The sequence below is a fragment of the Achromobacter spanius genome, from assembly GCF_029637605.1.
Classification (GTDB): Bacteria; Pseudomonadota; Gammaproteobacteria; order Burkholderiales; family Burkholderiaceae_B; genus Achromobacter; species Achromobacter spanius_E.
This window is the reverse complement of sequence record NZ_CP121261.1, coordinates 291,983-316,126: the sequence shown is the minus strand read 5'-3', so window position 1 is coordinate 316,126 and position 24,144 is coordinate 291,983. Positions and strand designations below refer to the sequence as shown.

At 66.4% G+C, this 24,144-nt stretch carries 21 protein-coding genes; 11 read left to right on the top strand and 10 right to left on the bottom strand.

Translation table 11 applies throughout. From position 1 onward, the window contains the following. Positions 1 to 55: 55 nt before the first annotated feature. Positions 56 to 1,678 (bottom strand): acyl-CoA synthetase, encoded by a 1,623-nt coding sequence (locus tag P8T11_RS01465; RefSeq protein ID WP_268078658.1) that lies wholly within the window; start codon positions 1,676 to 1,678, stop codon positions 56 to 58. A gap of 101 nt (positions 1,679 to 1,779) precedes the next feature. Here P8T11_RS01465 and P8T11_RS01460 point away from each other — a divergent pair, with 101 nt between their 5' ends. Continuing rightward, a complete protein-coding gene (locus P8T11_RS01460) occupies positions 1,780 to 2,523 on the top strand; it encodes a TetR/AcrR family transcriptional regulator (RefSeq protein WP_268078659.1) in 744 nt (247 codons plus the stop codon). Here the strand turns inward: P8T11_RS01460 and P8T11_RS01455 are convergent. Beyond that, complete coding sequence (locus P8T11_RS01455; protein ID WP_268078660.1) at positions 2,469 to 3,434, bottom strand: SDR family oxidoreductase; 966 nt, start codon at positions 3,432 to 3,434, stop codon at positions 2,469 to 2,471. The two genes, P8T11_RS01460 and P8T11_RS01455, sit on opposite strands and share 55 nt — an antisense overlap. A gap of 137 nt (positions 3,435 to 3,571) precedes the next feature. Between P8T11_RS01455 and P8T11_RS01450 the strand changes: the two genes are divergently transcribed. The 4 genes from P8T11_RS01450 (at position 3,572) to P8T11_RS01435 (ending at position 7,227) form a co-directional block, all read left to right on the top strand. After that, positions 3,572 to 4,366 (top strand): enoyl-CoA hydratase/isomerase family protein, encoded by a 795-nt coding sequence (locus tag P8T11_RS01450; protein WP_268078661.1) that lies wholly within the window; start codon positions 3,572 to 3,574, stop codon positions 4,364 to 4,366. A 115-nt stretch (positions 4,367 to 4,481) separates the two neighbouring features. Next, positions 4,482 to 5,765: a Zn-dependent hydrolase gene (locus P8T11_RS01445; RefSeq protein WP_268078662.1), complete on the top strand. Its 1,284-nt coding sequence runs from the start codon at positions 4,482 to 4,484 to the stop codon at positions 5,763 to 5,765. A 104-nt stretch (positions 5,766 to 5,869) separates the two neighbouring features. Further along, the gene (locus P8T11_RS01440) at positions 5,870 to 6,205 is read left to right on the top strand and encodes a thioredoxin family protein (protein WP_006226863.1); all 336 of its coding nucleotides are present in this window, start codon (positions 5,870 to 5,872) and stop codon (positions 6,203 to 6,205) included. A 131-nt stretch (positions 6,206 to 6,336) separates the two neighbouring features. Beyond that, entirely contained in the window at positions 6,337 to 7,227 is an 891-nt protein-coding gene (locus tag P8T11_RS01435; RefSeq protein WP_268078663.1) for a DMT family transporter, read from the top strand. 315 nt (positions 7,228 to 7,542) lie between these two features. Here P8T11_RS01435 and P8T11_RS01430 read toward each other — a convergent pair whose 3' ends face one another. Both P8T11_RS01430 and P8T11_RS01425 read right to left on the bottom strand, forming a co-directional pair. Then, positions 7,543 to 8,427, bottom strand: a complete 885-nt coding sequence (locus P8T11_RS01430; RefSeq protein WP_268078664.1) for a DMT family transporter — start codon at positions 8,425 to 8,427, stop codon at positions 7,543 to 7,545. Beyond that, positions 8,418 to 9,146 (bottom strand): GNAT family N-acetyltransferase, encoded by a 729-nt coding sequence (locus tag P8T11_RS01425; RefSeq protein ID WP_268078665.1) that lies wholly within the window; start codon positions 9,144 to 9,146, stop codon positions 8,418 to 8,420. The genes P8T11_RS01430 and P8T11_RS01425 overlap by 10 nt, the downstream gene beginning before the upstream one ends. 227 nt (positions 9,147 to 9,373) lie before the next feature. Here P8T11_RS01425 and P8T11_RS01420 point away from each other — a divergent pair, with 227 nt between their 5' ends. Continuing rightward, positions 9,374 to 10,900 carry a PLP-dependent aminotransferase family protein gene (locus P8T11_RS01420; protein WP_268078666.1) on the top strand — a complete coding sequence of 509 codons (1,527 nt, stop codon included), beginning with the start codon at positions 9,374 to 9,376 and terminating at the stop codon, positions 10,898 to 10,900. On the opposite strand, the gene P8T11_RS01415 is transcribed toward P8T11_RS01420, so the two are convergent. Then, entirely contained in the window at positions 10,897 to 11,193 is a 297-nt protein-coding gene (locus P8T11_RS01415) for a hypothetical protein (protein WP_268078667.1), read from the bottom strand. The genes P8T11_RS01420 and P8T11_RS01415 overlap by 4 nt on opposite strands. After that, positions 11,193 to 11,825, bottom strand: coding sequence for a LysE family translocator (locus P8T11_RS01410; RefSeq protein ID WP_268078668.1), 633 nt, complete (start codon positions 11,823 to 11,825; stop codon positions 11,193 to 11,195). Before P8T11_RS01410 ends, P8T11_RS01415 begins: the two co-directional genes overlap by 1 nt. 226 nt (positions 11,826 to 12,051) lie before the next feature. Between P8T11_RS01410 and P8T11_RS01405 the strand changes: the two genes are divergently transcribed. After that, positions 12,052 to 12,873: a DUF72 domain-containing protein gene (locus P8T11_RS01405; RefSeq protein ID WP_268078669.1), complete on the top strand. Its 822-nt coding sequence runs from the start codon at positions 12,052 to 12,054 to the stop codon at positions 12,871 to 12,873. Positions 12,874 to 12,875: 2 nt separating this feature from the next. Here the strand turns inward: P8T11_RS01405 and gorA are convergent, their stop codons facing one another. Next, complete coding sequence (gorA, locus tag P8T11_RS01400; protein WP_268078670.1) at positions 12,876 to 14,234, bottom strand: glutathione-disulfide reductase; 1,359 nt, start codon at positions 14,232 to 14,234, stop codon at positions 12,876 to 12,878. Positions 14,235 to 14,378: 144 nt separating this feature from the next. Beyond that, positions 14,379 to 17,042, bottom strand: coding sequence for a pyruvate dehydrogenase (acetyl-transferring), homodimeric type (aceE, locus tag P8T11_RS01395; protein ID WP_268078671.1), 2,664 nt, complete (start codon positions 17,040 to 17,042; stop codon positions 14,379 to 14,381). 226 nt (positions 17,043 to 17,268) lie between these two features. Between aceE and P8T11_RS01390 the strand changes: the two genes are divergently transcribed. Both P8T11_RS01390 and P8T11_RS01385 read left to right on the top strand, forming a co-directional pair. Beyond that, entirely contained in the window at positions 17,269 to 17,727 is a 459-nt protein-coding gene (locus P8T11_RS01390; protein ID WP_268078672.1) for a MarR family winged helix-turn-helix transcriptional regulator, read from the top strand. Then, on the top strand, positions 17,724 to 18,428 hold the full coding sequence (locus P8T11_RS01385; RefSeq protein ID WP_268078673.1) for an aspartate/glutamate racemase family protein: 705 nt from the start codon (positions 17,724 to 17,726) through the stop codon (positions 18,426 to 18,428). Before P8T11_RS01390 ends, P8T11_RS01385 begins: the two co-directional genes overlap by 4 nt. Before the next feature lie 6 nt (positions 18,429 to 18,434). Here P8T11_RS01385 and P8T11_RS01380 read toward each other — a convergent pair whose 3' ends face one another. Further along, entirely contained in the window at positions 18,435 to 19,145 is a 711-nt protein-coding gene (locus tag P8T11_RS01380; RefSeq protein ID WP_268078674.1) for a Crp/Fnr family transcriptional regulator, read from the bottom strand. Between the two features lie 180 nt (positions 19,146 to 19,325). On the opposite strand from P8T11_RS01380, the gene P8T11_RS01375 reads away from it, so the two are divergent. Then, positions 19,326 to 21,038, top strand: a complete 1,713-nt coding sequence (locus P8T11_RS01375; protein WP_268078675.1) for an acyl-CoA synthetase — start codon at positions 19,326 to 19,328, stop codon at positions 21,036 to 21,038. 42 nt (positions 21,039 to 21,080) lie between these two features. After that, positions 21,081 to 22,850, top strand: a complete 1,770-nt coding sequence (locus P8T11_RS01370) for an acyl-CoA dehydrogenase (RefSeq protein ID WP_268078676.1) — start codon at positions 21,081 to 21,083, stop codon at positions 22,848 to 22,850. Here P8T11_RS01370 and P8T11_RS01365 read toward each other — a convergent pair. Further along, entirely contained in the window at positions 22,832 to 24,088 is a 1,257-nt protein-coding gene (locus P8T11_RS01365) for an MFS transporter (protein WP_268078677.1), read from the bottom strand. The two genes, P8T11_RS01370 and P8T11_RS01365, sit on opposite strands and share 19 nt — an antisense overlap. Between the last annotated feature and the right edge of the window lie 56 nt (positions 24,089 to 24,144).

Here is a 24,144-nt window from a genome sequence, read left to right as displayed (position 1 = left end):
CGGGCAACCCGTCAACCCATCCACATGGACGAGATTGTCACGGGTTGAGACGAGCTCAACGGTAGCTGCCGTCGCGTAACTCTCGACGGATGATCTTGCCGGTGGCGGTCGTGGGCAAACTGGTTACAAAGCGGATGGCGCGCGGGTATTCGTGCGCGGCCAGGCGGGTGCGCACATGGGCCTGCAAGGCCTTGACCAAGGCGTCGTCGCCGTCGAAACCCTCGTTCAGCACCACATACGCCATGACGATTTCGGTGCGTTGTTCGTCGGGCACGCCCACCACCGCGGCCATGCGCACGGCGGGGTGGCCGATCAGGCAGTCTTCGATGGGCGCGGGGCCGATGCGGTAGCCGGCGCTGGTGATGACGTCGTCGTTGCGGCCCACAAAGCGGATGAAGCCGCGCGCATCGCGCACGCCCAGGTCGCCGGTCAGCAGGGTGTCGCCCACGAATTTCTCGGCGGTGGCGTCGGGGTTGTTCCAGTAGCCCAGGAACATGACGGGATCGGGCCGCAATACGCCGATGTTGCCCTCCTGTCCATCGGCCACTTCAACGCCAAGGTCATCCACAATAACCACGCGATGGCCCGGCGCCGAGCGGCCGATCGAACCGATTTCCGGGTCGAACAGTGACGAGCACGACGACACCAGCATGTTGCATTCGGTCTGGCCGTAGAACTCGTTGATGGTCACGCCCAGCACGCGGCGGCCCCAGTCGATGAGCTCGGCGCCCAGCGATTCGCCGCCGCTGGCCACCGAGCGCAGCGCCAGCGGGCCGGCGCCGTCCGGATAGGCCGCGCCGCGCATCATCTTCAGCGCGGTGGGCGGCAGGAAGGTGTGGGTGACGCCGTGGCGCGCCATCAATTCCAGCGCGGACGTGCCGTCGAATTTTTCAAAGCGGCGGGCCAGCACCGGCACGCCGTGGTGCCAGGCCGGCAGCAACACGTCCAGCAGGCCGCCGATCCAGGCCCAGTCGGCCGGCGTCCACATCAGCGCGGCGTTCTCGGGAAAGAACTCGTGCGACATTTCCACGCCCGGCAAGTGGCCAAGCAGGACGCGGTGCGCGTGCAGCGCGCCCTTGGGCTTGCCCGTGGTGCCTGACGTGTAGATGATCACGGCCGGGTCGTCGGCGGATGTCTTCACCGGCGTGTAGTCATCAGGCTCTTGGGCCAAGGCCGCGTGAAACGGCACAGTGCCCTCCTCGCCTTCGCCATCGATGCAATACACGACCTTCAAGTTCGGCAGGCTGGCGCGTATCTCGCGCAGTTTGCGGCAGCCTTCGGTATCAGTCACCAGCGCCACCGCGCCGCTGTTGGCCAGGCGAAACTGGATGGCGTCCACGCCGAACAGCGTGAACAGCGGCACCGCCACCGCACCCATCTTGTAGACCGCGATATGCGTGACCGCGGTTTCAGGCGCTTGCGGCAGGTACACGGCCACGCGGTCGCCGAGCTGCACGCCGTGGCGCGTCAGGCTATGCGCCAGGCGGTTGGATTGCGCCTTGATGTCGTCGAACGAATAGCGCGTTTGCGCGCCGTCGCTTTTTTCGAAGATCAGGGCCAGGCGGCCACTGCCGTCGGCCCATTTGTCGCAGGCGTCCACGCCGATGTTGAAGTATTCCGGCACCTGCCATTGGAATTGGGACACAAGCTGCTTGTAGGATTCGGCTCGGGACAGCATGGTTTTGTCTCTGATGTTGTTATGGATCATCCAGGGCTTGCTCAACTTGCTTGACCCTGGCTCAATAATAAGCCCCGCCCCACCGCCCTGTTGCCGTCCGCATGGAAAAACCTCCCGTCGTCCCGACCCGCCGCCCGCCGGCCAGCGCCAAGTCCGAGCAGCGCATACGCGACATTCTGCACATGGCCCGCCAGGTCTTTTCCGAAGCCGGGTTCCAGGCCGCTACGACGACCGAGATCGCCCAGCGGCTGGGCGTGTCCGAAGCCACCATCTTCACCTACTTCGGCGGCAAGCGTGAACTGTGCGTGCGGGTGATCAGCGATTGGTATGACGAAATCATCGCCAAGGTGGAAGACAACCTGCCGCACGTGCAGGGCGCGCGTGCGCAATTGCACTATCTGGTGCATACGCACCTGCGGCACCTGCTGGCCGAAGGGCCGGGCCTGTGTGCGTTCATTCTGTCTGAGGGGCGCGCGCGCAACGACGATTTCGGCGAAATCTGCGCGGGTTTGCAGCGCCGCTATACCGCGCCGCTGATGCGCATTCTGGCCCAGGGGCAGGCCGACGGCGACATCCGCCAGGACATGCCGTTGCGGCTGCTGCGTTCCACCGTCTACGGGCCGATGGAGCATGTGCTGTGGGACGCCATTCTGCGGGGCGCGCGTGTGGACGTGGCCGCCACGGCCGAGCAACTGGTCGGCTTTTTGTGGCAGGCCTTGCAGCCCCCGCGCCAGCATGCGCTGGCGCTGGCCCGCTTTCGCGGCGAAGTGCGCGACGCCTTGCATCGGCTTCAGGCCGCGGAAGAATCGGAAGGTTCTGAGAACAAGGACGGCGGCACGTACTGAGGAAAGCCGTTATAGACCTCGCCGCGCTCGGCCGGCTGCAAGGTCCAGGAATGGCGAGCGTTGGGCACGCCGCCGTCTACCCGGATGACCGTGCCGTTGATGAAGGCGGACGCGGGCGACAGCAGGAACACCACCGCCGCCGCCAGTTCGGCCTCGGTGCCGAAGCGTTGCAGCGGCACTTTGGTTTTCAGTTCGCGCAGCACCGCGCGGTAATCGTCGTCGTAGCTGTCCATGCCGCTGGAAGCGATCCACCCGGGCGCCACCGCGTTCACCCGCACGCCCGCATGCGCCCATTCGCAGGCCGCGGTTTCAGTCAGGTTCCACACGCCGGCGCGCGCTGCGCCTGAATGCCCCATGCCCGGCATGCCACCCCAGATGTCGGCCAGCATGTTCACGATGGCCCCGCCGTGCTGGCGCATGTGCTGCGTGTAGACCTCGCGCGCCATCAGGAAGGTGCCGTGCAGATTGTTCTGCACCACGGCGTTCCAGCCATTCAAGCTGATGCGGTCCAACGGCGCGGGAAACTGCCCGCCCGCGCAATTGAACAAGCCGTCGATCGCGCCATGCCGCGCCAGCACATCGGCCACCGCGCCGCGCACGCCCGCTTCGTCGCGGATGTCGCAGGCATGCAAGCTGATGCGCCCCGCCGCTTCGGGGTAGATGCGAGCGATTTCCGCGCTTGCCGCTTCCAGCTTTTCCGGCTTGCGTCCCACCAGCGCCAGGTTCGCGCCCAATGATGCGAGTTCGTGCGCGGTGCAACGGCCCAGCCCGCTACCGCCGCCCGTCACCACCAGGGTCTTGCCGTCGAACAGGCCTGGCCGAAAGACCGAGGCGTACCGCGTGGTGGCGGTGTTGTCGCCTGGGTGGGGGTCCGATTTCGGGTCCGCGTTTTGGTTCGCTTTTGGGTCCATGGCTTGCTCCGATATTTTTTTGAGGATAACTCAATATTTACAAGCAACATATCCCATTCAGGTAGATTTACCCATAGAATCTTCTGACTAGATCCCTACTATTTATTGAGCAGCATTCAAAGAATCAGGAGACTCGCATGACTGCAAACGCCCCGCTGGACGTCGCGCGCGACGGCGCCATCACCCGCCTGACCCTGAACCGGCCCGACATGCGCAACGCGTTCGACGAAGCGCTGATCGCCGCACTGACGAGCGCGGTGCGGCAGGCCGAGCAAGACCCGAACGTGCGCGTGCTGCTGTTGACCGGCGCCGGCAAGGCGTTCTGCGCGGGCGGCGACCTGAACTGGATGCGCAAGATGGCCACGCACACGGATGCGGACAATCGCGCCGACGCCACCCGGTTGGCGGACATGCTGCACGCCATCTGGGCATGCTCAAAGCCAGTGGTGGCGTGCGTGAACGGCGACACCTATGCGGGCGGCATGGGCTTGCTGTCGGCGTGTGACATCGGCATCGCGGCGGACAGCGCGCACTTCTGCCTGTCGGAAACCCGCCTGGGGTTGCTGCCAGCCACCATCAGCCCTTACGTGATTCGCGCCATGGGCGAACGCGCCGCCAATCGCTACTTCCTGACCGCCGAACGATTTGATGCCGCCACCGCGCTGCGCCTCGGGCTGCTCCATGACGTGGTCCCCGCCGACCGGCTGGGCGAGGCGGTCGACGCCCTGTGCCGCACGCTCTGCGCCAACGGCCCCGATGCGGTCAAGGCCAGCAAGCGGCTGGTGCGCGACTTTGCCGGCGCCCCCATCGACGCCGCCTTGATCGCCGACACCGTCGAACGCATCGCCGCGTGTCGCAGCACCGAGGAAGCGCGCGAAGGCGTGGCGGCTTTTCTGGAAAAGCGCGAACCTTCCTGGCGGCGAGGGTCCTGAGGCGGGGTTGCCAGGCGGCTTCGCAAAGCCCGCAGCGGGCTGAATACGTCACCCCTGGGCAGGACGCCACTTGCACGCATGACATAATCCCTGGCGCATCTTCAGGAATTTCTTCATGCCGCATCCGACTTCCCCCTCCCCCGCATTCCCGCCGCTCAACGCCGACCGCCTGTGGGCCCGCGTTGAAGCCTTGTCCCAATTCACCCTGCCCGACGTCCCCTGGACGCGCCGCGCTTTTTCACCGCTGTTCGATGACGCGCGCGCCTGGTTGCGCGGCGAATTCGAAGCCGCTGGCCTGGCGACTCGGCTGGATGCGGGCGGCAACCTGGTCGGCACCCGCGCCGGCCGCGACCCCTCGCGCAAACCCATCGCCACCGGCTCGCATTGCGACACGGTCATGGCCGGGGGCCGCTTTGACGGCATCATCGGCGTGCTGGCCGGCATAGAAGTCGCGCACACGCTGCAAGAGCACGGCATCGAACTGGCGCACCCGTTTGAAGTCATCGACTTCCTGTCCGAAGAACCCAGCGACTACGGCATTTCCTGCGTGGGCAGCCGCGCGCTCAGCGGTCAGCTCACGGCCGACATGCTGGCCGCCTGCAACCCCGACGGCGAATCGCTGGCGCAAGGCATTGCACGTATCGGCGGCGACCCCGCCGCGCTGAACGCGCCGCTGCGCGGTCCCGGGGGCACCGCCGCGTTTGTCGAACTGCATATCGAACAAGGCCCCGTGCTGGAAAGCCGTGGCCTGCCCATTGGCGTGGTGACCAACATCGTGGGCATCCGCCGCGTGCAGATCGTGGTGGAAGGCCAGCCCGACCACGCCGGCACCACGCCCATGGACATCCGCCGCGACGCACTGGTGGGCGCCGCCCGCATCATCGACGCGGCCAGCCGCCAGGCCAGCGCCGCCAACGGCAACCCGCACTACGTGGTGGCCACCGTGGGCCGGCTGTCGATGACGCCCAACGCCGCCAACGCGGTGCCGGGGCGCGTGGAAATGACCCTGGAAATGCGCAGCGACAGCAACGCGGTGCTGGACTCCTTCCCGGAAACGCTGATGGCCGGCGTGGCCAGCGACCTGAAGGCGTTGCGCCTGACGGCGGGCTTCACGGCATTGAGCCGTGCCCAGCCCACCGACTGCTCGCCCTTGGTGATGGACGCCGTCAAGGCCGCGGCCGACCAATTGGGCTACGCGTCGATGCGCCTGCCCAGCGGCGCTGGCCACGATGCCGTCTACATGGCGCCCACCGGCCCCATCGGCATGATCTTCATCCCATGCCTGAACGGCCGCAGCCATTGCCCGGAAGAATGGATCGAACCCGCGCAGTTGCTGGACGGCACGCGGGTCTTGTACCAATCAGTATTGGAACTGGACCGGGTGCTGCGCGGCGCTTGAACCGCGCCCGTCCATCTCGCCCCCGAGGTTATCGGCGGCACCGGGGCGGCGCGCTGCCATAATGGCTGCCTTGCCCCGCCGCATCGCCCCGGATTTGATACGCCATGGAACAGATAGAACTCAACGACAGCACCGCCGACCGCTTCCTGCTGGATGCCCCTGGTCTTACGCTGCTGGTCTTCCATAGCCGCACCTGCGGCACCTGCCGCATCGCGCGGGAACAATTGCCCGCGCTGGAACTGCCGGTGGAGCGCGTCTGCTGGGTGGATGCCGGCGACAACCGCGGCCTGGTGGAGCGCTACGAGGTCTTTCACCTGCCCGCCATGTTCGTCACGCGCGATGGCGCTTTCTTCGGCCCGGTGCAATCCACGCTGGCCGAATGGGACCTGCGCCAACAGATCGGCCTGGCACTGGACAGCTACCCCGCCGAATTGCCATGAGCCAGTCTGGGTCTGCCGGGGCTGCGCCTGGGTCTGCTTCTGGGTCTGCTTCTGGGTCTGCTTCTGGGTCTGCTTCTGCCCCTGCTTCAAAACCGCTGCGCCTGCCACTGGACGCGCTGGCCACGACCGGCATGCTGGTGCTGTGCGTGTGCTGGGGGTTTCAGCAGATTGCCATCAAGCTGGTCGCGGCCGACATTGCCCCGATCATGCAGATCGGCCTGCGCTCGACCTTCGCGGCGCTGGTGCTGGCGGTGGTGGTATGGCGGGCCGAAGGCTTGCGCGCCGTGCGCGACGGCACGGCGCTGCCGGGGCTGATCGTGGGACTGCTGTTCGCGGGCGAATTCCTGTTCGTGGCGCAAGGCTTGCTGCTCACCACGGCCTCGCACATGTCGGTGTTCCTGTACACGGCACCCATCTTTGCGGCGCTGGGCCTGCATTGGCTGCTGCCCGAGGAACGGATGCAGCCGCTGCAATGGCTGGGCGTGGCGGTGGCGTTCGGTGGCATCGCGGTGGCGTTCCTGGTCAAGGGCGACGCGCCACACGCGGCGGCCGGCGCCCCCAATATGTTGCTGGGCGACGCGATGGGCTTGGCGGCCGGCCTGCTGTGGGGCGCCACCACGGTCGCCATCCGCGCGACATCGCTGTCAGAGGCCGCGCCGTCCAAGACGCTGCTGTATCAAATGGCGGTGGCGGCGGTCGGCTTGCTGGCGTATGCGGCGGCCACCGGCCAGCACGTCATCCACGCGACGCAAGCCGCCATCCTGAGCGTTGCGTTTCAATCCGTGGTGGTGGCGCTGTCGAGTTACCTGGCGTGGTTCTGGCTATTGCGCAGGTATCTGGCATCGCGGCTGTCGATCCTGTCATTCATGACGCCGTTGTTTGGCGTGAGTTTCGGGGTTCTTATTCTTGATGAGCCGCTGGACCCTGGGTTTGCGGTCGGGGCCGTGCTGGTGCTGATCGGCATCACGTTGGTGAGCGGCGGGGAGATGGTCAGGGAGTGGGTGCGTAGAAGGCGGGGGTGATGGGTTGCGCGCGATTTTGGGTGGTGTTCTTGCGCTGATCTTGCCGCGCTTCACCCATCCTACGGGCGACGGTTGGTGATGGGTTGCGCGCGATTTTGGGGGGTGTTCTTGTGCTGATCTTGCCGCGCTTCACCCATCCTACGGGCGACGGTTGGTGATGGGTTGCGCGCGATTTTTTGGGGGGGTTCTTGTGCCGGTCTTGCCGCGCTTCACCCATCCTACGGGCCATCCTACGGGTGCACGTTCGTAGGATGGGTGGAGTGCGAGATGCCATGCATCTGGGAACTGCTGTCCAGCGCACGTAACCCATCTCGCTCAGCCACGCCCGCGCCCCAGGTTCAACACGATCAGCGCCGCGCCCGCCAGCACGAATGCGAACCCCCACCAGTCGGCCGTGCCGGGTCTGTCGCCGACCAGGGCCATTGCGCCCAGCACGCCGACCACGGGCACCATCAGCGTCGTCAGCGCGGCAACCGTGGCGCTGACGCGCTCGCTCAGCACGAACCACAACCAATACGCTACCGCCGTGCCCAGGATGATGTGAAACGACAGCGCCGCGACGATGCGGCCGTTCCATCCTTGGGTGGGAAATGATTCGCCCGCGATCAACACGCCGGTCAGGGCGCAGGCGGCGCCTACGGCCAGTTGCCATGCCGTGATGACGATGCGATGGCCGTTCACGGGCCTGCGCTTCAGATAGACGGTGCCGGCCGCCCACCCGAACGCCGCCACCAGCGGAAAGATCAAGCCCTTGGTTGCCGCCAGATCGTGTTCCGCGAACACCGCGTGCAGCACCGGCCAGGCCAGGACGGCCACGCCTATCGCGCCCAGCATCAACGCCAGCCCGCGCCGCCGGTCCAGGCGTTCGCCGAGGACCAGCCACGCCAGCACCGCCGACATCATGGGCATGGTGAAGGTCAGCACCGCCGCGCGGGACGTACTGGTGCTGAGCTGCGCCCAGGCCACCGCCAGGTTGAAGACGGCCACGGCCAGCACCCCGCCCACGACGATGCCGGACCACGCATCGCGAGGCGGCAGCAGCGCCAGCCGCTTGGCGCGCGCCAGCAGCAGCAACAGGATGGCGCCGCTGCCCAGCCCCAGCACGCGCAGCGTAAACGGCGGGAAGATCGCCAAGATGATCTTCACCGCCGGCCAGTTCAAGCCCCAGAACAGGGCCAACGCCACCGGGATCAGGCGCACGCGGCTTTTTCCATGGCGGTCAGTTCGGACAGCCCCTGGCGTTGCCTGCCTTGCTCATCGAAATTCGCGGGATCCAGCCAGCGCTCGTACGCGGCGCGCAGAGCCGGCCATTCGCCATCGATGATCGAGAACCACGCGGTGTCGCGGCTGCGGCCCTTGTAGATCGTGGCTTGGCGGAAGATGCCCTCAAACTGGAACCCCAGCCGCGCGGCGGCCTGGCGCGACGGGGCGTTCAGGCTGTCGCATTTCCATTCGTAGCGGCGGTAACCCAGCTCGTCGAACGCGCGGCGCATCAGCAGGAACTGCGCCTCGGTGGCGATGCGGGTGCGCTTGAGCTGGCGCGAGAACGACACGAAGCCGACCTCGATGACGCCATTGGCCGGGTCGATGCGCATCAAGGCCAGCGTGCCGATGGCCCGGCCGGTTTCCAGGTCGATGATGGCGTGGTGCAGCGGGTCGTTGCCCGCCTGGGCGGCTTCGGCAAAGGCGCGGTACGCGGCTTCATCAGCGAACGGGCCAACGCCCATGTAGGTCCAGTCGCTATCGTCCGGCGCCTGGCTGAAGGCCCGGTACAGGTCCGCCGCGTGACGCTCGACCGATAGCGGTTCCAGCCGACAGTAGCGGCCGGTAGCGGGTGTCAGCGGGGGTCGCGGACGCGGCGTCCAGCCGGGTACGTCGGGGCCGATGGGTTGTTGGAATGCATTGACGCGGGGTGGCATGCGGCGGGGCCTCATCAAGGGGTAAGCGCGCGCCGCCGGCCGTGGCGGACGCAACACGCATGGCCTCACGATATCGGAATCGTGGCATCATAAAAAGCACCACGTTCCTGGAATTTAATGGGGCCATGAATATGCCAGCCCTGGCACCATCGCAAGTGCGAACCCCGGCGCCATTGCACGTACCAGCCCAAGCAACATAGCAAGCGTCAACCCCGGCGCCAATCCAAATGCCAACCCAAACGCCAAGCCCGAACCTTCCCGCCGACAGCGCCCTGCTGTCCAGCCCGCTTGCGCGTGGCCCCGGCGCGCTGCCCCGCCAGCGCCAGCTTATTCAGCGCTTGAAGCAAGCTATCCTGGCCGGCCAGTTGCCGGCCGGCGGCAAGCTGCCATCGTCGCGCGCGCTGTCCGAAGACCTGGCCATTTCGCGCAACACGGTGCTGATCGCCTACGAGCAGTTAACGGCCGAAGGCTATGTCATCGCCGACCGCCAGGGCACGCGCGTTGCTCCCCTGTCTGCTCCCCTGTCGGCGCCCCAGTCGGCACCCTTGTCCACGGCCCCCCAACCATCAGCAAACCGCACCGCCCAGCGCGCCTTGCCCCCCGCCACCGCCACGCGCCTGTCGCGCATCGTAGCCACGCGCGCGCCCAGCGACAGCTCGTTGCCGATGACGCCCGGCACGCCGGCCCTGACCCAATTTCCCTTGAACGCCTGGCGCCGCGCGCAAGACCGCGCCCTGCACGCAGCACCCGCCACCACGCTGGGCTACGGCCACCCGATAGGCGAGCCGGCGCTGCGCGAAGCCATCGCCCAATACCTGCGCGTGTCGCGAGGCGTGCACTGCGACGCCTCGCGCATCATCATCACCGAGGGCGCCCAAGGCGCCTTGGCCTTGTGCGTGCAATTGCTGACCAACCCGGGCGACACGGCCTGGCTGGAAGATCCGGGCTATCGCGGCGCCAAGTCGGCCTTTCATGGTGGCGACCTGAACGTGGTGGCCATGCGCGTGGACGCCGACGGCATCGTCATCCCCGAAGATGCCTGGCGCACTCAGCCACCGCGCCTGATCCAGACCACGCCCACGCACCAATACCCCACGGGCGCCGTGCTGTCTGTCGCGCGCCGGCTGGACTTGCTGGAACGCGCCCGGCGCGCGGGCGCATGGATCATCGAAGACGATTACGACAGTGAATTCCGCCATCAGGGTGAGCCCATCGCGGCCATGCAGGGGCTGGTGTCCGATGCGCCCGTGCTGTACGTGGGCACCTTCAGCAAGACGCTGTTCCCCGCCTTGCGCCTGGGCTTTCTGGTGCTGCCCGAGGCGCTGGCCCAAACGGCGCTGCCCTCGGTTGTCGAGATGCTGCGCGGCGGCCATCGGCTGGAACAACTGACCCTGGCCGCCTTCATCGACAACGGCCAGTTTTCGCGACACCTGGGTCGCATGCGGCGCCTGTACCGCGACCGGCAAGCCGCCTTGCGCGAGGCGTTGGCCACCCATTTTCGCGTGGATCACGAGGTGCTGGGCGGGCATAGCGGGCTGCATCTGACGGTGCGCCTGCCGCCCGACATGCCGGATCAGGCCATCGTGGCGCAGGCGCGGCAAGTGGGCATGAACCCCAGCGCGCTATCGTCGTTTGCCATGGCGCCGCGCCCCGAAGACAACGGCCTGGTGATCGGTTACGGCAATACCAGTGCCGACCACTTCCCCACCATGATCAAACGTCTGGGGGACTTCGCGCGCCAGGCGCGGCGCTAATTCACCAGGCCGCCCAGTACCAGCATGGCCAGCACCAGCCAGAACAAAAAGCCCAGGATGGAGCGGCGCAGCAAGGCCTTGACGGCTGCCCACAGGAACATCAGCCCCAGCACCAGCAAGACAAAATTGAATATCGATGGGCTCATGCCCATGGCCTTGGACAGCCCGCCGTAGAAGTCGCCCAAAGCGCCGCCCAAACCACCCAGCAGCCACTTGATGCCCGCCACCACCGCGCGCAGCGCTTCGCCGAGCATCACGCCCAGCGACCCGAAGAATCCGTCGTCCTGCGGCATCAGCGGCGCGTGTCCATCAGCATGCGCACGGCCAGGCCGGCCAGCACGGTTCCCATCAGCCAGCGCTGAATCACCATCCACAAGGGGCGCCCCGCCAGAAAGACGGCGATGGAGCCCGCGGTGATGGCGATGACGGCGTTGACCGACAGGCTGATCACCACTTGCGTCATGCCCAAGGCCAGCGACTGCGTGAACACGCTGCCGTGATCGGGCTGGATGAACTGCGGCAGCAGCGACACATACATCACCGCGATCTTGGGGTTGAGCAGGTTCGTCACCAGCCCCATGGTGAACAGCGTGCGCGCGCTGCTCTTGGGCAGCTCACGCACCTGGAACGGCGAACGGCCGCCCGGCCGGATGGCCTGCCACGCCATGTACAGCAGATACAGGGCGCCGCCGATGCGCAGCGCGTCATAGGCCATGGGCACCGTCAGTAGCAAGACCGTGATGCCGAACGCCGCGCAACACACATAGAAGATGAACCCGACCGCCACGCCGCCCAGCGAAATCAGGCCGGCGCGCGCGCCTTGGGAGATCGAGCGCGACACCAGGTAGATCATGTTGGGGCCGGGCGTCAGCACCATGCCCAAGGACACCAGGGCGAAGGCAAGAAGATGAGTCAGGTCGGGCATGTTGAGCCGGCGGTCGCCGGATGTCGTCGAAAAGTGATTCGCACACGTTATCTCAAAACTGTATCGGAACAGGGATTTTTTTGAACTTCCCAAACCCGCTTTCATCTCGTATCGCCGATGCCACACCCGCGTGGATAGGGCCTCTTGATCGGCACTCGCGCCTTTACGAGCGCGCCTGCGTAGCGATACAGTGAACCGATCGTTCGACTGCATGGAGCACCACAACATGCCGAATCGTCATCAGTCTCAGGGGGCAAGCCCCACCATCCGAGTCGGCATCGGCGGCTGGACCTACGCGCCCTGGCGCGGCACTTTCTTTCCCGAAGGCCTGCCCCACGCGCGCGAACTCGAATATGCCAGCCAGCGGCTTACCGCCATCGAAATCAACGGCACTTACTACAGCACGCAAAAGCCGGCCACCTTCGCCAAGTGGCGTAACGAGACGCCGGACGGCTTTGTCTTTTCGCTGAAAGCCTCGCGCTACGCCACCAACCGGCGCGAACTGGCGGGCGCCAAAGACTCGATCTTGCGGTTCGTGAATAGCGGCATCGCCGAACTGGGCCCCAAGCTGGGTCCGGTGGTGTGGCAGTTTGCGCCCACCAAGACTTTTAACGCCGAGGATTTCGGCGCGTTCCTGGCGCTGCTGCCCGACGAAGTCGATGGCCTGCCGCTGCGCCACGTGCTGGACGTGCGCCACCCCAGCTTTGCCTGCGAGGAATACCTGGATTTGGCCCGCCGCCACCGCGCCGCCACGGTCTACACCGACAGCGAGGATTTCCCGTCCATCGCCGACCGCACCGCCAACTTTGTCTACGCACGCCTGATGCGCGCCAGCACCGCGTTCAAAGCCGGTTATGCGCCTAAGGTGCTGGACACCTGGGCCGAACGCCTGCGCACCTGGTCGCGCGGGGCCGATCCGGCCGACCTGCCGCGCATCGGCCAGCCGCCTGCTGGGGCGGCCCGCCCGCAGGACGTCTATGCCTTTTTCATCAACGGGGCGAAGGAACGCGCGCCGGCGGCAGCGCGCGCAATGCTCGAACGGCTCTAGCCTTATTGCGCGACCGGTGTACGCAGCGTCACGAACTCTTCGGCGGCCGTGGGGTGGATGCCGATGGTGTCGTCAAACACTTGCTTGGTGGCGCCCGCCTTCAGCGCGACGGCAATGCCCTGGATGATTTCGCCTGCATCCGGGCCGACCATGTGCACGCCCAGCACGCGGTCCGTCTTGGCGTCCACGATCAACTTCATCAGCGTCTTTTCCTGCGATTCCGTCAGCGTCAGCTTCATCGGGCGGAAACGGCTTTCGAAGAGCTTGACCTCGTAGCCGGCCTCGCGCGCTTCTTCGGTCGTCATGCCCACCGTGCCGATGTTCGGCAGGCTGAACACGGCGGTCGGAATCAGCTTGTAGTCAAGCTTGCGGTATTCCTCCGGACGGAACAGGCGGCGCGCCACGGCCATGCCTTCGGCCAGCGCCACCGGCGTCAACGGCACGCGGCCGATCACGTCGCCGATGGCCAGGATGGAAGGCTCGGCCGTGCGGTATTCGTCGTCCACATCGATAAAGCCGTCTTCACGCAGCTTGACGCCGGTATTCTCCAGGCCCAGGTTGTCCAGCATCGGCCGGCGCCCGGTGGCGTAGAAGACGCAGTCCGTCTCGATAACGGAGCCGTCCTTCAGCGTGGCCGAAAGCGAACCGTCGGGCTGCTTGTCGATACGGGCAAGGTCCGTGAAAAAGCGCAGGTCGACGCCCTTTTTCGTGAGCTCGTCACGCAGATGCTCGCGCACGCCCTGGTCAAAGCCGCGCAGGAACAAGGGGCCGCGATAGGCCTGGACGGTCTGCGCGCCCATGCCATTGAAAATAGAGGCGAATTCCACGGCGATGTAGCCGCCGCCCACCACCAGCACACGGCGCGGCAGCGCCGGCAGGAAGAAGGCCTCGTTGGAGGTGATGGCGTGTTCCTTGCCGGGAATGTCCGGCACGCTGGGCCAGCCGCCCGTGGCCACCAGGATGTTGGCGGCGGTATGGCGTTGGCCGTTGATCTCGACGGTGTGCGGGTCGACGATGCGGGCGTGGCCTTCCAGCAGCGTCACGCCGCTATTGACCAGCAAGTTGCGGTAAATGCCGTTAAGGCGCTCGATTTCGCGGTTCTTGTTGGCGATGAGCGTGGGCCAGTCGAAGGACGGTTTGCCCGCAGTCCAGCCAAAGCCGTGGGCCTGCTCAAACTCTTCGCTGTATTGGGCGCCGTAGACCAGCAGCTTCTTGGGCACACAGCCCACGTTGACGCAGGTGCCGCCCAGGTAGCGGCTTTCGGCCACGGCCACGCGCGCGCCGAAGCCCGCCGCGAAACGGGCCGCGCGCACGCCGCCCGAGCCCGCGCCGATCACAAACAGATCAAAATCGAATGCCATATTGTTTCCTTCGCTATAGCCCGAGCGCCCGCGTTAACGGTCCGGGAAAACCGTATTTAACACCACCGGCGCGCGCCCTGCCGCCCGCGGGCGGCAGGGACGCGGTGCGAGCACGCCCATGCCGGCAGCGATTCGACCCTTTCCCTATGGCAAGGCGGCCGATACGGCCTCGGCGTCGATGCCGTATCGGGCGATGGCCAGGGCGGCCTGGGCCGGGTCTATCCGCCCCTCATCCGCCAGGGCCTTTAGCGCCGCCAGCGCGATGTGATGGCGGTCCACGCCGAAGAACGAACGCAGCGCATGCCGCGTATCCGAACGGCCGAACCCGTCGGTGCCCAGCGTGACGTAGCGCCGCCCCGCCACGAAGGGACGGATCTGCTCGGGCACCGTCTTCATATAGTCGGTCGCGGCCACCACCGGACCCACACTGGCGGCCAAGGCAGTTTCGGCATGGCCGCGCCGCGCCTGGGCCTGCGGATGCAAGCGGTTCCAACGTTCGACCTCCTGGCCATCACGCATCAGTTCGGAATAGCTTGTCACGCTCCAGACATCCGCCGACACGCCGAAGTCCTGCCGCAAGAGATCGGCGGCGGCCAGCGTCTCGGCAAGAATCGCGCCGCTACCCAGCAGTTGCACGCGCAATTCGCCCGGCTCGCCCTGGCGCAGGCGATACATGCCTTGCAGGATGCCGGCCTGTGCGTCGTCGGGCATGGGCGGATGCGCGGTCTTCTCGTTGACCAGCGTCAGGTAATAGAAAACGTCTTCGCCGTCCTGGTACATCCGGCGCAGCCCGTCCTGCACGATCACCGCGATTTCATAGGCGTAGGCGGGGTCATAGGCGCGGCAGGACGGAATGACCGACGCCAGCACGTGGCTATGGCCGTCGTCGTGCTGCAGGCCCTCGCCTTCCAGCGTGGTCCGCCCCGAGGTGGCGCCCAGCAGAAAGCCGCGCGCGCGGATGTCGCCCGCGGCCCAGGCCAGGTCGCCCACGCGCTGAAAGCCGAACATGGAATAGAAGATGTAGAAGGGAATCGTGGCCAGCCCATGCGTGCTGTGCGCCGTGCCCGCCGCGATCCACGACGACATCGCGCCGGATTCGTTGATGCCTTCCTGCAGGATCTGGCCCTTGCGATCCTCGCGGTAGACGCTGAGCTGGTCCGCGTCCTGCGGCGTATAAAGCTGGCCGACGTGCGAATAGATGCCCACCTGGCGGAACATGCCGTCCATGCCGAAGGTGCGCGACTCGTCGGGCACGATGGGGATGACGCGCAGGCCGATCTCCGGGTCTTTAAGCAACTGCGCCAACACGCGCACAAACGCCATCGTGCTTGAAAATTCACGGCCATCGCTGCCCTTCAGATGCGCGGCGAACGCGGCAAGCGGCGGCGTGGCCAAGGGTCCCGGTCCCGCCGAACGGTTCGGCAAATGGCCCCCAGCACGCGCGATGGCCGCCTGGAAGTAGTTGTGTTCGGCGCTACCGGGCGTGGGCTTGATATAGGGAATTTGCTCAAGCTGATCGTCTGGCACGGCAATGGCGAACCGGTCGCGAAACGCGCGTACGGCCGGGTCCGCCATCTTCTTTTGTTGGTGGTTGGTGTTGGCGGCCTCGCCCGCGGCGCCCATGCCGTAGCCCTTGACGGTCTTGGCCAGGATGACGGTGGGCTGGCCCCGATGCGCCACGGCCGCCGCATAGGCGGCATGCACTTTGGCGGGGTCGTGGCCGCCACGGTTCAGCGCGCCGATCTCCTCGTCCGACAGATGGGCCACGCGTTCCAGCAACACCTCGTCCACCCCAAAGAAATGCTCGCGCACGTAGGCGCCGCCTCGCGACTTGAACACCTGGTATTCACCGTCCACGCATTGCATCATGCGCCGGCGCAGGCGGCCGTCGTGGTCCTGCGCCAGCAGCGCGTCCCAGCCGGCGCCCCAGACCACCTTGATCACATTCCAGCCCGCGCCGCGATAGACGCTTTCCAGTTCCTGGATGATCTTGGCGTTGCCTCGCACCGGTCCGTCCAGCCGTTGCAGGTTGCAATTGACCACGAAGATCAGGTTGTCCAGCTTTTCACGGCCGGCCATCGCCACGGCGGCCAGCGTTTCGGGTTGGTCCTGTTCGCCGTCGCCCAGAAAGCCCCACACCTTGCGGCCCTGCGCCGGGATCAAGCCGCGGTCTTCCAGATAACGCATGTAGCGCGCCTGGTAGGCCGCCATCAGCGGCCCCAGGCCCATCGACACCGTCGGAAATTGCCAGAAGGCCGGCATGGTGCGCGGGTGCGGATAGGATGCCAGCCCGCCCCCGCCGATTTCGCGGCGAAAGCCGTCCAACTGCGCTTCGGAAATTCGGCCTTCCAGATAGGCGCGCGCGTAGATGCCTGGCGCGGAATGCCCCTGGATATAGAGCAAGTCTCCCAGGAAGTCGGGCGTGGCGGCGCGAAAGAAATGGCGGTAGCCCGTTTCGTACAGCGTCGTGGCCGACGCATAGGTGGCGATGTGGCCGCCCACGCCCGAAGTCTTGCCGGCTCGCAACACCATGGCCATGGCATTCCAGCGCAGGTAGGCGTCCAGCCGCTGCTCGATGCCGATATCGCCCGGAAAGGCGGGCTGGCACGCGGCGCTGATCGTGTTCACGTAGGGGGTGACGCCCGGCGCCGCATAGCGCCCATTGTCCGCGCGATCCTGCTGGATCAACTGGTCCAGCAGGTAATGCGTGCGCGGCCGGCCTTCGTGGGCCAACACGGCCTGCATGGCTTCCAGCCATTCCTGGGTTTCTTGCGGGTCGGCGTCGGTTGAATCGATCGGGGTGTCCATGGATGGGTTCCTTTGGTGGTGGGGCAGCGCCAAGCCGCAAGACGTCGGCACCTGCGTTTCACATCGTGAGTTGCAATTGCATCATGTGCAATTGCAATCGTATGGCGGCGCCATAACAATTGCAAGTGCAACTATCTTTGCTTAGTGTGTGCCGCTCCGATCACGCATCCCGCCAAGCCGCTCTTACAATCGCGGCTGCATTCCCGATATCAAAAGGAACGACCGAATGGCCACGGGCAAGCCCGACGCATGGAGCCTCTTCCTGACCGCGCACGCGCTGGTGGTGGAAGAAATAGAAAAGCGGCTGTCGGCCGCCGACCTGCCGCCGCTGGCGTGGTACGACGCGCTGTGGGCGTTGGAGCGCGCGCCGGAGGGCACGGCGCGCATGTTTGAAATGGCCGAGCGCATGGTGATCGCGCGCTACAACCTCACGCGCCTGATGGACCGCATCGAAGCGGCTGGCCTGGTCGAACGCTTTCGTTCCGACGAGGATCGGCGCGCGACCTATGCCCGCCTGACGCCCAAGGGCCGTGCCCTGCGGCGCGAGATGTGGAAGGTGTACGGCCCCGCCATCGACGAGCTGTTCCTGTCCCGATTGCCGGCCGCGCAACAAGCCGCCATGGCCAAGAGCTTTGTCGACATCGCCCGCCACGTGCGGGCCATGAACCAGGAACCCGCACCATGAATAGCCCCCCCCTGCACATCGGTATCGTCGCCTGCTCCGCCGAGGGCGCTGCGCTGTGCTATCGCACGCTATGCGCGGAAGGCGCGCAGCGCATGGGGCCGCACGCGCACCCCGAAATCTCGCTGCACACGCATTCGCTGGCGGACTACGTGGTTTGCCTCGACAACAAGGACCTGCCCGGCGTGGGCGCGTTGATGCTGTCGTCGGCCGGCAAGCTGGCGCGCGCGGGCGCCGACTTTTTGATCTGCCCCGACAACACCATCCACCAGGCGCTGGGCCACGTGCTGCCGGATTCCCCGCTGCCCTGGCTGCATATCGCCGAAGAAGTCGCGGCCGAGGCGCGTGCGCGCGGCTACCGGCGCATCGGCATCCTGGGCACGCGCTGGCTGGTCGACAGCAGCGTCTACCCGGACAAGCTAGGCGCGCAGGGGCTGGATTATCTGCGCCCCGCCGACGCAGACCGCATCACGCTGGGCCGCATCATCATGGACGAACTGGTCTATGGCGAATTCAAGCCCGAATCCGTGGCGCGGCTGCAAGGCATTGTTGAGCGCCTGCGCGATGCCGGCTGCGACGCCGTGGTGCTGGGCTGCACCGAATTGCCGCTGGTGCTGAACGACGGCAATTGCGCCCTGCCCACGCTGGATTCCACCCGCATCCTGGCTCGCGCGGCGTTGACCCGTGCCCTGGCGCCGCGCTGAGCGCGTCTAGATCTGGTCCAGCCCGAACTGCCGCAGGCGGTCCAGGTCCAGCACCTTGATCTGGTGGTACGCCAGCGCCAGGATTTCGGCGTCCGCCAGGGTCTGCAAGGCCTGGTTCACGCGCTGGCGCGACAGGCCCGTCAGAAAGCCCAGCTCTTCCTGCGAGATGGCCAGCGTCAGGTCGGTGGATGGATACAAGCGCGGGTTGAACAACTGCGCCAGGGACTGCGCCACGCGCGCATCGGCGTCCAGCAGACGATGGTTCTGGATGGACGCAATGAATTCGCCCATGCGGTCATTCAACTGGCCAATGACGAAATGCGAAAACGGCAGGCTGGCGGCAAGCAGCGCGTGAAAGGTCGCGGCCGGCACCCGCATCACCAGCGACGGCTGAATCGCCACCACATCGTATTTGCGCAGTTCGCGCTTGATGACGCTGCCTTCGCCAAACCAGCCCCCGCGCGGCACGCCGGAAAACGTGCAACTGCGCCCCGATTCGTTATAGATGGCCAGCTTCAGCAGCCCCGTATGCACGCCCAGCCAGTCGTCCGAGGGTGCGTTGCGCCGCGCAATCCAGGCCCCGTTCGCCACGTGTTCCGCCCGCGACGTCGCCAGCACCAGATCCTGGTGCCGGGCTTCCAGCGCGCCAAACCAGGAGCAAGCCCGGAACAGGCTGGCCAGCTCGGCATCGGAAACAATGTTTGAAACGTCGGACATGGGCGGAACCGTGTAAAACTGGAAGTTTGCGGGGGTGGCCGGCGGTCTGTCATGCAGGCGACAGACAGTATTTTCCGGCCGCCCCTAAGCTCACGCAAGCGACGGGAATCAAGCTTCCCGCCATCAGCACACCTCGAACAAGACAGGGGCCGCACGACGAGCCCCATTCGGAGACTAGGCATGAGCAGCATGTTCGACCATGGTTTGGGGCGCCGCGACGCCAACTACACCCCCATGACGCCCGTGGACTTCATCGCGCGCGCGGCGGAAGTCTATGGACACCGGCTGGCCGTGGTGCACGGCCAGGTGCGGCGCACCTGGGGCCAGACCTACGAACGCGCGCAGCGGTTGGCCAATGCGCTGGAACGGGCCGGCATCAAACGGGGCGACACCGTCGCCGTCATGCTGCCCAACATTCCCGCCATGGTCGAAGCCCACTTCGGCGTGCCGATGCTGGGCGCCGTGCTCAACACGCTGAACACCCGGCTGGATGCGCCCAGCGTGCTGTTCATGCTGGGCCACGGCGAAGCCCGCGCGCTGATCATCGACACCGAATACGCCGACATCGCCCAACGCGCCCGGGCCGAATTCCCCCACCTGACCGTCATCTCGGTCCACGACCTGGACGGCGCGCCCGCCACTCTGCCCGGCGCCATCGACTACGAAGCCTTTCTGGCCGACGCCCCCGCCCGCTACGACTGGAAGCCGCCCGCCGATGAATGGGACGCCATTGCGCTGAACTACACGTCGGGCACCACCGGCGACCCGAAAGGCGTGGTCTATCACTATCGCGGCGCCTATATGAACGCCGTCAGCAACATTCTTGAATGGGACATGCCCAAGCACGCGGTCTATCTGTGGACGCTGCCCATGTTCCATTGCAACGGCTGGTGCTTTCCCTGGACCGTCGCCGCGCGCGCGGGCGTGAACGTCTGTCTGCGCAAGTTCGACCCCAAGACGGTATTCGACCTGATCCGCGCCGAAGGCGTCACCCACTACTGCGGCGCGCCCATCGTGCAAAGCGCGCTGGCCAATGCGCCGGTCGAACTGCGCGCCGGCATCACGCACACCGTGCGCACCATGGTGGCGGGCGCCGCGCCAGCACCGGCCGTCATCGCCAAGATGCGCGAGATCGGCTTTGAACTGACACACGTGTATGGCCTGACCGAGGTCTACGGGCCGGCCGCCGTCTGCGCCCGCCAGGACGCCTGGGACGCGCTGGACGACGAACGCCGCGCCATGCTGACCGCGCGCCAGGGCGTGCGCTACCACTTGCAGGCGGGCGTGTCCGTGCGCAACCCCGACACCATGCAGGAAGTGCCCGCCGATGAGCAGACCGTGGGCGAGATCATGTTCCGCGGCAACATCTGCATGAAGGGCTATCTGAAAAACGAACGCGCCACCGACGAGGCCTTCGCGGGCGGCTGGTTCCACACCGGAGACCTGGGCGTGATGACGCCGGACGGGTATGTGCGCATCAAGGACCGCAGCAAGGACATCATCATCTCGGGCGGCGAAAACATTTCCAGCATCGAAGTCGAAGACGCGCTCTATCGCCACCCCGCCGTGGCGGCCGTGGCCGTGGTGGCCATGCCCGACCCGAAGTGGGGCGAAACGCCTTGCGCCTTTGTCGAACTAAAGGCCGGCAGCACCGCCACCGCCGAAGAGATCATTGCGCATTGCAAGCTGCTGCTGGCGGGCTTCAAGGTGCCGCGCGCGGTTCGCTTCGGCGAACTGCCCAAAACCTCTACCGGCAAGATCCAGAAGTTTGAACTGCGCGCCGCCATCGGCGCGACCCAGGCTATCGATCTGGCCGGCCCGTCGGCCGATAGTGCGGTCGACGCTTCAGCCGACGCCGCCCCTGCCCAAGACAACCCCAACAAAGCCGCCTGAACGCCGGCGCCCCAGCCACCTTCATCCAGGAGTTTTTCGGCCATGACGTACCAAGCCCCCGTGAAAGACATGCTGTTTGTGTTGAACCATCTGGCCGGCCTGCCGCAAGTTGCCGCCCTGCCCGGTTTCGAGGAGGCCACGCCTGACACCGCCCAAGCCGTGCTGGAAGAATCCGCCCACTTCGCCGCCGAGGTGCTGGCCCCCCTGAACCACCCGGCCGACCGCGAACCCAGCGCGTGGCGCGACGGGGCTGTCACCACCTCGCCCGGCTTCAAGCAGGCTTTTCGGCAATACACCGAAGCCGGCTGGCAAGGCATGTCGCATCCGCAGGAATACGGTGGCCAGGGCCTGCCCGGCCTGATCGGCTCGCCCTGCTCTGAAATGCTGAATGCCGCCAACCTGTCTTTCGCGCTGTGCCCCTTGCTGACCAACGGCGCCATCGAGGCGCTGCTGACGGCCGGTTCGCCTGAGCTGAAAACGCGCTTCATCGGGCCGATGATTTCCGGCCAGTGGACCGGCACCATGAACCTGACCGAGCCGCAAGCCGGGTCCGATCTGGCCATGATCCGTACGCGCGCACAACCGGTGAGCGACGGCACGTACCGCCTGTCCGGCACCAAGATCTTCATCACCTATGGCGACCACGACCTGACCGAGAACATCCTGCACCTGGTGCTGGCGCGCTTGCCGGACGCGCCCGAGGGCGTGAAGGGCATTTCCCTGTTCCTGGTGCCCAAGTTCCTGGTCAACGAAGACGGCTCGCTGGGCGCGCGCAACGACGTCACCTGCGTGTCCATCGAGCACAAGCTGGGCATCAAGGCCAGCCCTACCGCCACGCTGCAATTCGGCGACGCGGGCGGCGCGCTGGGCTATCTGGTCGGCCAGGAAAACCGTGGGCTGGACGCCATGTTCATCATGATGAACGCCGCGCGCTACGCGGTGGGCGTGCAGGGCATCGCCATTGCCGACCGCGCCTACCAGCACGCGCTGGCCTATGCCGCCGACCGCGTGCAAAGCCGTCCGGTGGACGGGTCCGCGCGCGAGGCCGTGACCATCATTCATCACCCCGACGTGCGCCGCATGCTGGGCACCATGCGCGCCTTGACCGAGGCCGGCCGCGCGCTGGCTTACGTGACCGCCGGACACGCCGACCTGGCCCATGCCAGCCCCGACGCCGACGAGCGCAAACGCCATCTGGCCATCCAGGAATTCCTGGTGCCCATCGTCAAGGGCTGGTGCACCGAAATGTCCATCGACGTCGCCAGCCTGGGCGTGCAGGTGCATGGCGGCATGGGCTTCATTGAAGAAACCGGCGCGGCGCAGTACTACCGCGATGCCCGCATCCTGACCATCTACGAAGGCACCACCGCCATCCAGGCCAATGACCTGGTCGGCCGCAAGACCCTGCGCGACGGCGGCGCGGTGGCGCAAGGCCTGCTGGAAGCCATCCGCCAGACCGAAACGGAACTGGAATCGCGCAGCGAACCCGCCGCTGGCCTGGTGCTCAAACCGCTGCGGCAGGCCCGTCTGGCGCTGGCCAACGTGGTGGACTTCGTGCTGGCCAATGCAGCTAGCGCGCCGAACGCCGTGTTCGGCTCGGCCGTGCCTTATCTGCTGCTGGCCGGCACCACCTTGGCGGGTTGGCAGATGGCGCGCGCGCTGCTGGCCAGCCTGGAACACCAGGGTGTAGACCCTGAATTCCATCAAGCCAAGATCGCCACGGTGCAGACCTATGCCCTGCATAAGCTGACGCAGGCGCCCGGCCTGGCGGCCGTGGTGCTGGGGTCCAAGGACTACGCGGTACAGCCCTGACCGGAAGGTGGCGGCGCCGCCTTGGCGGGCAGCGTCGCCACCCAGAACAACAGCGCCGTCACGCTGATGGCCGCGCCCAGCGCGCAGACGCCCAACCAGCCCGCGCGGGCATACACCGCCGTGGACGCGATCGCCCCCAGGCCGCTGCCCACGGCGTAGAACATCATGTAGCCCCCGACCAGCCGGCTATGCGCCTGCGTGCTGATGCTGAAGATCATCGTCTGATTGGTCACGTGCAGGGCTTGCAGCGCCACGTCCAGCACCAGCACGCCCAGCGCCAGGGCCCACAGGCTGTGGTCCAGCAACGCAATGGGCGCCCACGCCAGGCACAGCAACAGCAGGCCTGCGCCGGTGGTGCGCTGGCCCAAGCCGCGATCGGCCCAGAGGCCGGCACGCGCCGCCATCAGTACGCCCAACACCCCGACCAAGCCGAACGCACCCACCGCCGTGTGCGACAAGGAATGCGGCGGCGCGCTCAGCGGCAACACCAGCGCCGTCCAGAACGCGCTGATGGCCGCGAACATCAGCAAGGCGATCATGCCGCGCACACGCAGCACGGGTTCCGTGGCCAGCAGCGTCGCCATGGAACGCAGCAGGGCAAGATAAGACAGGTTTGCCGTGGGCAGCCGGCGTCGGGGCAAGCGATGCATGAGCACCAGCGCCAGCACGGCAGCCACCACCGCCGACACCCCGTATACGGCGCGCCATCCCCAGGCATCGGACACCACGCCGGCCACCGTGCGCGCCAGCAGCAGGCCGATCACCACCCCGCCCTGCGCCGCACCCACCACTCGGCCGCGTTCGCCGGGCGCGGCCAGGGCGGCGGACAAGGCCAGCAAGCCCTGCGTCATCGCCGTGCCCAGCAGGCCCAGCGCCACCATGCCTGCCAGCAGCCACGGCGTGTTGGCGGATAGCGCCACCGCTACCAGAGCCAGCATCAAGAGGCCCAACTGGCCCAGCATCAAGTGGCGCCGGTCCAGCAGGTCGCCCAGCGGCACCACCAATAGCAGCGCCACCGCGCAGCCCAATTGGGTGGCCGTGACCACCACGCCCACCGCCGCCTGGTCCAGCGCGAACTCGCGGCCGATCGCGTCCAGCAAGGGCTGCGCGTAATACACGTTGGCCACGCTCAAGGCGCAGGCAACGGCCAGCAGCATGACCAGCGAGGTCGGCATGGGGTTGGGTACGGAATCCGCTGAGCCAGCGGGCATGGCAGGGGGATGGGAACGATCTGGCATGGGATTTATCTAGTTTTATTACGAAACCAGAATGCTAGGTCTTTAGGTTTTATAAT

Coding starts and splice junctions, on each gene's coding strand:
- P8T11_RS01370 (WP_268078676.1), top strand. CDS start 21,081: ATGACGTACCAAGCCCCCGTGAAAGACATGCTGTTTGTGTTGAACCAT.
- P8T11_RS01385 (WP_268078673.1), top strand. CDS start 17,724: ATGAATAGCCCCCCCCTGCACATCGGTATCGTCGCCTGCTCCGCCGAG.
- P8T11_RS01435 (WP_268078663.1), top strand. CDS start 6,337: ATGCTGGTGCTGTGCGTGTGCTGGGGGTTTCAGCAGATTGCCATCAAG.
- P8T11_RS01460 (WP_268078659.1), top strand. CDS start 1,780: ATGGAAAAACCTCCCGTCGTCCCGACCCGCCGCCCGCCGGCCAGCGCC.
- P8T11_RS01420 (WP_268078666.1), top strand. CDS start 9,374: ATGCCAACCCAAACGCCAAGCCCGAACCTTCCCGCCGACAGCGCCCTG.
- P8T11_RS01405 (WP_268078669.1), top strand. CDS start 12,052: ATGCCGAATCGTCATCAGTCTCAGGGGGCAAGCCCCACCATCCGAGTC.
- aceE (WP_268078671.1), bottom strand. CDS start 17,042: ATGGACACCCCGATCGATTCAACCGACGCCGACCCGCAAGAAACCCAG.
- P8T11_RS01440 (WP_006226863.1), top strand. CDS start 5,870: ATGGAACAGATAGAACTCAACGACAGCACCGCCGACCGCTTCCTGCTG.
- P8T11_RS01465 (WP_268078658.1), bottom strand. CDS start 1,678: ATGCTGTCCCGAGCCGAATCCTACAAGCAGCTTGTGTCCCAATTCCAA.
- P8T11_RS01415 (WP_268078667.1), bottom strand. CDS start 11,193: ATGCCGCAGGACGACGGATTCTTCGGGTCGCTGGGCGTGATGCTCGGC.
- P8T11_RS01390 (WP_268078672.1), top strand. CDS start 17,269: ATGGCCACGGGCAAGCCCGACGCATGGAGCCTCTTCCTGACCGCGCAC.
- P8T11_RS01410 (WP_268078668.1), bottom strand. CDS start 11,825: ATGCCCGACCTGACTCATCTTCTTGCCTTCGCCCTGGTGTCCTTGGGC.
- P8T11_RS01445 (WP_268078662.1), top strand. CDS start 4,482: ATGCCGCATCCGACTTCCCCCTCCCCCGCATTCCCGCCGCTCAACGCC.
- P8T11_RS01380 (WP_268078674.1), bottom strand. CDS start 19,145: ATGTCCGACGTTTCAAACATTGTTTCCGATGCCGAGCTGGCCAGCCTG.
- P8T11_RS01365 (WP_268078677.1), bottom strand. CDS start 24,088: ATGCCAGATCGTTCCCATCCCCCTGCCATGCCCGCTGGCTCAGCGGAT.
- gorA (WP_268078670.1), bottom strand. CDS start 14,234: ATGGCATTCGATTTTGATCTGTTTGTGATCGGCGCGGGCTCGGGCGGC.
- P8T11_RS01455 (WP_268078660.1), bottom strand. CDS start 3,434: ATGGACCCAAAAGCGAACCAAAACGCGGACCCGAAATCGGACCCCCAC.
- P8T11_RS01425 (WP_268078665.1), bottom strand. CDS start 9,146: ATGCCACCCCGCGTCAATGCATTCCAACAACCCATCGGCCCCGACGTA.
- P8T11_RS01375 (WP_268078675.1), top strand. CDS start 19,326: ATGAGCAGCATGTTCGACCATGGTTTGGGGCGCCGCGACGCCAACTAC.
- P8T11_RS01450 (WP_268078661.1), top strand. CDS start 3,572: ATGACTGCAAACGCCCCGCTGGACGTCGCGCGCGACGGCGCCATCACC.